A 6907-nucleotide genomic window follows, 5' to 3' on the forward strand; every position below is an offset into this window, starting at 1 on the left:
CGCCTGGTCACGGCGTCGGCGACTGCGAGCCCGGTGTTCTGTGACCGCAGGTCACCCGGTGTTGCGGAGGCCGGCCGCTACGCCGTTGACCGTCAGCAGGAGGGCGCGGGCCAGCAGCGGGTCCGGGTCCTCGCCGCGGGCGGCGGCTTCGCGCTGGCGGTGGAGCAGGGCGACCTGGAGGTACGAGATCGGGTCGAGGTAGGCGTCGCGGATGTGGAAGGTCTGCCGCAACGCCGGCTGGCCCTCGAGCAGTTCGCTCTCGCCGGTGATGCGCAGGACTTCCTCGACCGTGAGCGCGTGCTCGGCCTTGATGACGTCGAAGATGTGCTTCAGCTCGTCGGGGACGAGCGTGTCGACGTAGTGCTGTGCGATCCGCAGGTCCGTCTTGGCCAGTGTCATCTCGACGTTGGACAGGAAGTTGCGGAAGAAGTGCCACTGCTCGTGGGCTTCGGTGAGTTCCTGCTCAAGTCCCGCCTCGCGGGCCGCCTTCAGGCCCGACCCGACACCGAACCAGCCCGGCACGATCTGCCGCGACTGGGTCCACCCGAACACCCACGGGATGGCTCGCAGTCCGTCCAGACCCGCGCCGGAGTCCGGGCGGCGGGACGGGCGCGAGCCGAGGTGCAGCTCGGCGAGCTGGTCGACGGGCGTCGAGGCGAAGAAGTACGCGGGCAGATCCGGGTCCTCGACCAGGCGCCGGTACGCGGCGTGCGCGGCGTCCGAGACGACGTCCATGGCGGCGTCCCAGCGGGCCAGCGCCTCGTCGGACTGGCGGGGCGCGGTGTGCAGCGCGGAGGCCTGCAGCGTTGCGGCGACGGTCAGTTCGAGGTTCTCCCGGGCCAGCGACGGGATGAGGTACTTGTCGGAGATGACCTCACCCTGCTCGGTGACCTTGATCTCGCCCTCCAGGGTGCCCCAGGGCTGGGCGAGGATCGCGTCGTGCGACGGGCCGCCGCCCCGGCCGACGGTGCCGCCGCGGCCATGGAAGAGCCGGAGCCGTACGCCGTGCCGGTGGGCGACGTCGCGCAGCCGGCGCTGGGCGCGGTGGATCTCCCACTGGGAGGTCGTGATGCCGCCGAACTTGGAGGAGTCGGAGTAGCCGAGCATGACCTCCTGCACGTCGCCGCGCAGCGAGACGAGCTTGCGGTAGGAGGGGTCGGAGAGCATCTCGTCGAGAAGCTGGTCGGCGATCTTGAGCTCGTCCGTGGTCTCCAGCAGCGGCACGATGCCGATCTTGGCGACCCCGCCGTGCAGGTCGATCAGCCCGGCCTCACGGGCGAGCACGGCCGCCGCGAAGACGTCGTCGGAGCCGAGGCACATCGAGATGATGTATGACTCCATGACCTCGGGCCCGAAGCGCTCGAAGGCCTCGCGGATGGTGTGGAACACCCCGAGGGTCTTCGTCCCCCCGGCGTCCAGCGGGGCCGGGGTGCCGGCCAACGGGCGGCGCGAGCGCAGCTCCTTGGCGAGCAGCTTGCGCCGGTAGTCGCGCGGCATGTCCGCATACCGCCAGGACTCCTCGCCGAGGCGGTCGAAGAGCTGGCCGAGGGCGTGGTGGTGGGCGTCGGCGTGCTCCCGTACGTCCATGGTGGCGAGCTGCAGGCCGAAGGCGGCGAGCGTACGGATCACCCGGTCCAGGCGGCCGTCGGCGATCAGCTCACCCTTGTGCGCGCGCAGCGAGTCCTGGAGCAGGCGCAGGTCGGCCAGCAGCTCGGCGGTGCCGAGGTAGTCGCGGCCCTCGACGTGCGGGGTGCCCTTGGCGAGGCGCTGGCGGGTGTTGACCAGCTTCTGGCGGACGCAGGTGGCCTTGAGGCGGTAGGGCTCCTCGGAGTTGAGCCGCTTGTAGCGCGGGCTGATCTCCGGGAGGAGGGCGAGGTCGCGGTCGAGGGAGTCCAGCAGCTCCTGGCTCGCGCCGGTGTTGCGGATGGAGTTGGACAGGGCGGCGCGCAGGTCGTCGATCAGCGCCAGCGCGTCGTTGATGCCGTGCTCGTGCTGGAGCAGCAGCACCTCCCAGGTCACGGCGGGGGTGACGTTGGGGTTGCCGTCGCGGTCGCCGCCGATCCAGGTGCCGAAGGTCAGCGGGCGGGTCTCGGGCGGCAGCGGCACGCCGACCCGCTCCAGCTCGGCGGACAGGTCCTCGAGTACGTAGCCGACGGCGCCGCTGTGCAGCTCGTCCAGGTAGTAGATGGCGTTGCGGGCCTCGTCGGCGGGCTCGGGGCGTACGACCCGCAGCTCGTCGGTCTGCCACAGCAGGTCGATGTTCTCGGCGAGGCGCAGGTCGGCGCGGCGGCGGTCGCCGCCCGAAGCTGGGGGTCCCCCCGCCGAAGGTAGGGGGAGCTTGTCCAGGAGCGCGGCGATGCGGCGCAGCTTGTTGAGGACGCTGCGGCGGGCGGCCTCGGTGGGGTGGGCGGTGAAGACCGGACGTACGTTGAGGTGCTTGACGGTCTCGCGTACGTGCTCGGGGTCGGCGTCCTTGAGCAGGTCCGCGGTCTGGGCGATCAGCCCGCCGTCGGTGGCGCGGCGGGCGCGCAGCTCGCGGCCCCGGTGCACCTGCTCGGTGACGTTCGCCAGGTTGAAGTAGGTGGAGAAGGCGCGCACCAGCTTGGCGGCCGTCTGCAGATCGGTCTCGCCGAGCAGCTCGGCGGCGGCCTCGCCGTCGGTCCGGGTCAGGGCACGGACCTTCTCGACGAGGTCGAGGAGCTCCCGGCCCTCCTGCCGGACGAGCGTCCCGCCGAGCAGGTCACCCAGCCGGCGGATGTCCGCGCGTAGGGGCGCGCTCTCGGTCGTGATGTCGGCGCTGCTCACAGGTGCGGCTCCTAGTGCAGTGGAATGGGCGACGGGTGGGCGGACCGCGCTGTCCGACGGGCACCAGGATAGGTCGCAGCCGCCCCGGAGAGTCGTTGCGCCCGCCAGACGGACAGCGCGCGGGCAGGGCAGGCCTTGCCCGCGCGGTCACACGTATGACCGCGCGGGCAGGGCCTACGCTGGGGGACATGAGTACGACGGGGGAGTCCGTACCTCAGAAACGGGCAGGGGGCGGCCGGAGGGCCGCCGGGGGACCGTGGTGGTGGTCCAGGCGGCGCAGCATGCTGCTCGACGCCACGTTGGCCGCGATATCCGCGGTGGAGTGCCTGATCGAGGGCGTGTCGTTCGCCCAGCGGACCGGCGTATCGGTGGTGGTCGCGGGCCTGTTCGGGCTGGTGACCGGCTCGGTGCTGCTGTTGCGGCGCCGCTGGCCGGTGGCGGTCGTCCTGGTGGCGATCGCGGTGACGCCGGCCCAGTTGGGCGTCGTCCTGAGCATGGTCGGCCTCTACACGCTGGCCGCGTCCGATGTGCCGCGCCGCATCACGGCGGTGCTGGCCGGCATGTCGGTGGCCGGCACGCTCATCGTTACCTTCCTCAAGACGGCCCAGGGCTACGACGGCCCCTTCGCCGCGGCCGTGGTCACCTCGGTGCTGGCGGCCGTGGGGCTCAACGCCCCGCCGGTGCTGCTGGGCCTGTACGTCGGGGCGCGGCGGCGGCTGGTGGAGAGCCTGCGCGAGCGGGCCGACGGCCTGGAGCGGGAGCTGTCGCTGCTCGCGGAGAAGGCCACGGAGCGCGCCGAGCGGGCCCGTATGGAGGAGCGGACGCGCATCGCCCGCGAGATGCACGACGTCGTGGCCCACCGGGTGAGCCTGATGGTCGTGCACGCGGCCGCCCTGCAGGCGGTGGCGCTGAAGGATCCGCAGAAGGCCCACGCGAACGCCGGGCTGCTCGGGGACATGGGCCGCCAGGCCCTCAACGAACTGCGGCAGATGCTCGGCGTCCTGCGTACGGTGCCGGCCGCGCCTGCTGTGACCGCCGAGGACGACGGGCCCTGCCTCGACGAGCTGGACGCGCTCGTGGAGGAGTCCCGCGCGGTCGGAATGGCCGTCGACTTCACGGTCGAAGGGGCGAGGCGGCAGGTCGCCGCACGGGTCGAGACCACGGTGTACCGCGTCGTGCAGGAGGCGCTGACCAACGTCCACAAGCACGCCCCCGGGGCCAAGACGCAGGTGCGCCTCGCCTATCGCGCGGACGAGGTGGCGGTCCTCGTGCTCAACGGCCCGGTCGACGGCGCCTCGGCCGGGCCCTCGCTCCGGCTGCCCAGCGGCGGCAACGGCCTCATCGGGATGAAGGAACGTGTCGCCGCCCTCGGCGGAGGCTTCGCGGCCGGCGCCACCCGCGACGGCGGCTTCCGCGTCTCGGCCCTGGTGCCGGCCCGGACCGGCTGAGCCGTTTCGGGTCAGTCCTCGTCGGCTATTGCGGATCCAGGTCTTGCCGGCCCGGTCGCGGGCGCCGGCGAAGGCGTCCTGGGCGGCCTGGAGGGGGAAGGCGGCGTCGATGACGGTGCTGGGCCGGAAGGCGGCCCGCTGGAGGTCGGCGATGGCGGCGGCGAAGTCGCCGGGGTGGTCGTAGATGAGGGAACCTCGCAGGACGAGTTGCTTGCGTACGACCTCCTCCACGGTGAAGGGGAGCTCCGCTCCGCTGAGGCCGATCAGGACGGCGGTGGCCCCGGGGGCACTGCGCTCGACGGCGGCGCGGAGGGCCGGGGCGTGGCCGGAGGTCTCGAAGACGTAGGTCCGTGTCCGGGATGCGGGCAAGAGGCTGCCGGGCACATTCTTGGCCCGGGCACCTATCCGGCTTCTGTCGTGTCCGTGTCGGCGTCTGGGTCCGTGGCCGTGTCGGCGTCCGCTTCCTGGCCGGGCTCCCGGCCCGTGAGGGCGGCGAGGGCGGCGCGTACGTGGGCGAGGTGCTCGCGGATCTCCTCGCGGCGGATTTCGTGCTCGCGCAGCTCGCGCTCGGCCTCGTGGCGGATGCGCTCCTCGCGGATGCGCGCCTGGGCGAGGATTTCGGAGGAGGCTGCTTCGGCCTCGTCCTGGCGGCGGCGTGCCTCGGCCTGGGCGGTGGACAGGGTGCGTTCGGCTTCACCGGTGAGGACCTCGGCGTAGGCGGAGAGTTCACTCATGCGGCTGTCGATGCCGGCCTCGCGCTCGGCGAGTTCGTGATGGTGGGCGTCGAGGCGTTCGCGGTATTCCTTGTCGAGCTCGGCGAGGGTGCGCTCGGTGTCATGGCGTACGGCTTCGACGGTGCGCTGGGCTTCGCCGCGGAGGTGGGCGGCCTCGCGCTCGGCGTCGGCGCGGAGGGCGGCCGCGCTTGCCCGGGCTTCGCCGATGACGTGCTGGACGTGTTCCTCGGCGGCGGCGAGGCGGGCCTGGGCGGCGGCGCGGGCTTCGTCGAGCAGGGCGAGGCGGGCGGCCTCGGCGGCGTCATGGGCGTAGCGCGCCTCGGCCTCGGCACGGCCTCGTACAGCGGCGGCCTCGTCCTCGGCGAGGCGCATCAGCTCCTGGGCGCCGGGGCCGAGCCTGTCGAAGGAGGGCGGCGCGAGGGTGGCGACGGCTTCGCGGAGCGCACGGCACTCGGCGTCCATCTCGTTGGCCAGGACGGTGAGCCGGGCGGCTCGCTCCCAGGCGGCGTCGCGGTCCTCGGAGAGTTCGTCCAGGAAGCGGTCGACCTGCTCGGGACGGTAGCCGCGGCCACGGGCGGTGCCAAAGCCGAAGTTCATGCGATGCCCCTCGTCGTATGCTCGCGCCCATTTAAATTGACTTGCCCTATTTGTCCATAACGCGACACTCGACCTACGCATACCCAAAAGGGGCGCGTTTCGTCAGCGATGACGAAACGCGCCCCTGAGGGACCGCGCGATGGCCTACAGCAGGCCGTCCCACATCTGCTCGATGAGCACCGCCCACCAGTGGTCCGGTGAGGCGATCGCCGCCGGGTCGAGGGCGGCGAGCTGGTTCTGGAAGTCGACCGTCCAGCGGCCCGCCTGATCGGGCGTCAGCCCGAGACGCAGCCGCCACATCCGCCCCAGCAGTGCCAGGCAGCGGGCGAACTCCGGCAGGCTCGAGTTCACGAACTGCGGCACGGCCGGCTGGCCGCCCGGCGCCGCCTCCAGCGGTACGGCGACGATGTGCGCGGTGCCGTACTGGACGCACAGCTGGCGGCCGAAGTCATTGCCCATCACCAGGTACGAGCCCGCGTCCGGCCCGGGTTGCAGGCCGCGCTCCGCTGCCAGCTCGGCCAGCGTCGGCACCGGGCGGCCCGGCTGGGCCTGGGCCCAGAAGAACGGCCCGAAGTCGACCGGCAGCCCCGACCAGGTCAGGGTCTGGGCGACGATGTCCGGCACGCCCTGCCGCGACACCGCGCGCTGGTCGAAGCGGAAGACGCCCTGCGGGCCGAACGCCTGGACCAGCTCGTGCCCGATGCCGTCCAGCGGGATCGGCGGCATGCGCTGCACCTGCGCCGGGTTCGGCATCGGCACGCGCAGCGGCTGGGTGACCGCGGGCGCCCCCGCCACCTGGTGCAGCTCGGCGAGGTGGGTCAGGAGGTGCTGGACGCCCTGCTGGCGGCCGGCGTGGTCCTTGCCGTACGGGGCGGTGTGGCTGATCCGGACCTGCGGCCAGGTCTCGCGGACCATGCGGGCGCAGTAGCCGCCGGGCAGGTCGCACGATTCCAGCTCGGTGTGGAGCTCCAGGACCTGCTGTGGCGGCACCCCGAGGGCGCGCAGTTCGTGCAGGATCTGCCACTCCGGGTGCGGGGTGCCGGGGGCCGAGCGGCGGATGAGCTGCTGCTCTGAGCCGTCGGCCGCGCGGTAGCGGAGGACGGCCATGTAGCCCGGGCCCACGGCGGGCACGCCTGCGGGCGGCGGCGGGTAGCCGTAACCGCCGCCCTGGGGCTGCGCCGGCGGCAGAGGCTGTGGCGGTGCTTGTGGCGGCATCTGCTGCTGCATGGGCGGGGGAGGCGGCGGGGGCGGCCCGCCGGGGGCCGCGAGCATGGTGGCCGCGTGGTGTACGTCGCCCGGGGCCGGCGGACGCCCGGGCACGGC

Annotated in this window: 4 protein-coding genes and 1 pseudogene; 1 reads left to right on the plus strand and 4 read right to left on the minus strand. The window is 73.0% G+C overall.

All coding sequences use genetic code 11. The annotated features are described in order from the left end of the window. Positions 1 to 51: 51 nt before the first annotated feature. On the minus strand, positions 52 to 2805 hold the full coding sequence (gene ppc / locus EFK10_RS30160) for a phosphoenolpyruvate carboxylase (protein ID WP_127358825.1): 2754 nt from the start codon (positions 2803 to 2805) through the stop codon (positions 52 to 54). A 188-nt stretch (positions 2806 to 2993) separates the two neighbouring features. Between ppc and EFK10_RS30165 the strand changes: the two genes are divergently transcribed. Continuing rightward, a complete protein-coding gene (locus EFK10_RS30165; protein ID WP_127358826.1) occupies positions 2994 to 4253 on the plus strand; it encodes a sensor histidine kinase in 1260 nt (419 codons plus the stop codon). A gap of 153 nt (positions 4254 to 4406) precedes the next feature. Here EFK10_RS30165 and EFK10_RS52840 read toward each other — a convergent pair. From EFK10_RS52840 to EFK10_RS30180, 3 genes and pseudogenes are all read right to left on the minus strand, one after another. Next, a pseudogene (locus EFK10_RS52840) lies at positions 4407 to 4637 on the minus strand (zinc-binding dehydrogenase); the annotation flags it as partial. Between the two features lie 17 nt (positions 4638 to 4654). Next, entirely contained in the window at positions 4655 to 5584 is a 930-nt protein-coding gene (locus tag EFK10_RS30175) for a DivIVA domain-containing protein (RefSeq protein WP_127358827.1), read from the minus strand. Between the two features lie 144 nt (positions 5585 to 5728). Continuing rightward, positions 5729 to 6907, minus strand: a 1179-nt coding sequence (locus tag EFK10_RS30180; RefSeq protein ID WP_206305636.1) for an SUKH-4 family immunity protein, incomplete at its 5' end; no start/stop codon positions are given.

This window comes from Streptomyces soli, assembly GCF_003999195.1.
Lineage (GTDB): Bacteria > Actinomycetota > Actinomycetes > Streptomycetales > Streptomycetaceae > Actinacidiphila > Actinacidiphila soli.

What these genes read in the sequence shown, in the direction of transcription:
- EFK10_RS30165 (WP_127358826.1), top strand. Translation starts at nt 2,994, where the DNA reads ATGAGTACGACGGGGGAGTCCGTACCTCAGAAACGGGCAGGGGGCGGC.
- EFK10_RS30175 (WP_127358827.1), bottom strand. Translation starts at nt 5,584, where the DNA reads ATGAACTTCGGCTTTGGCACCGCCCGTGGCCGCGGCTACCGTCCCGAG.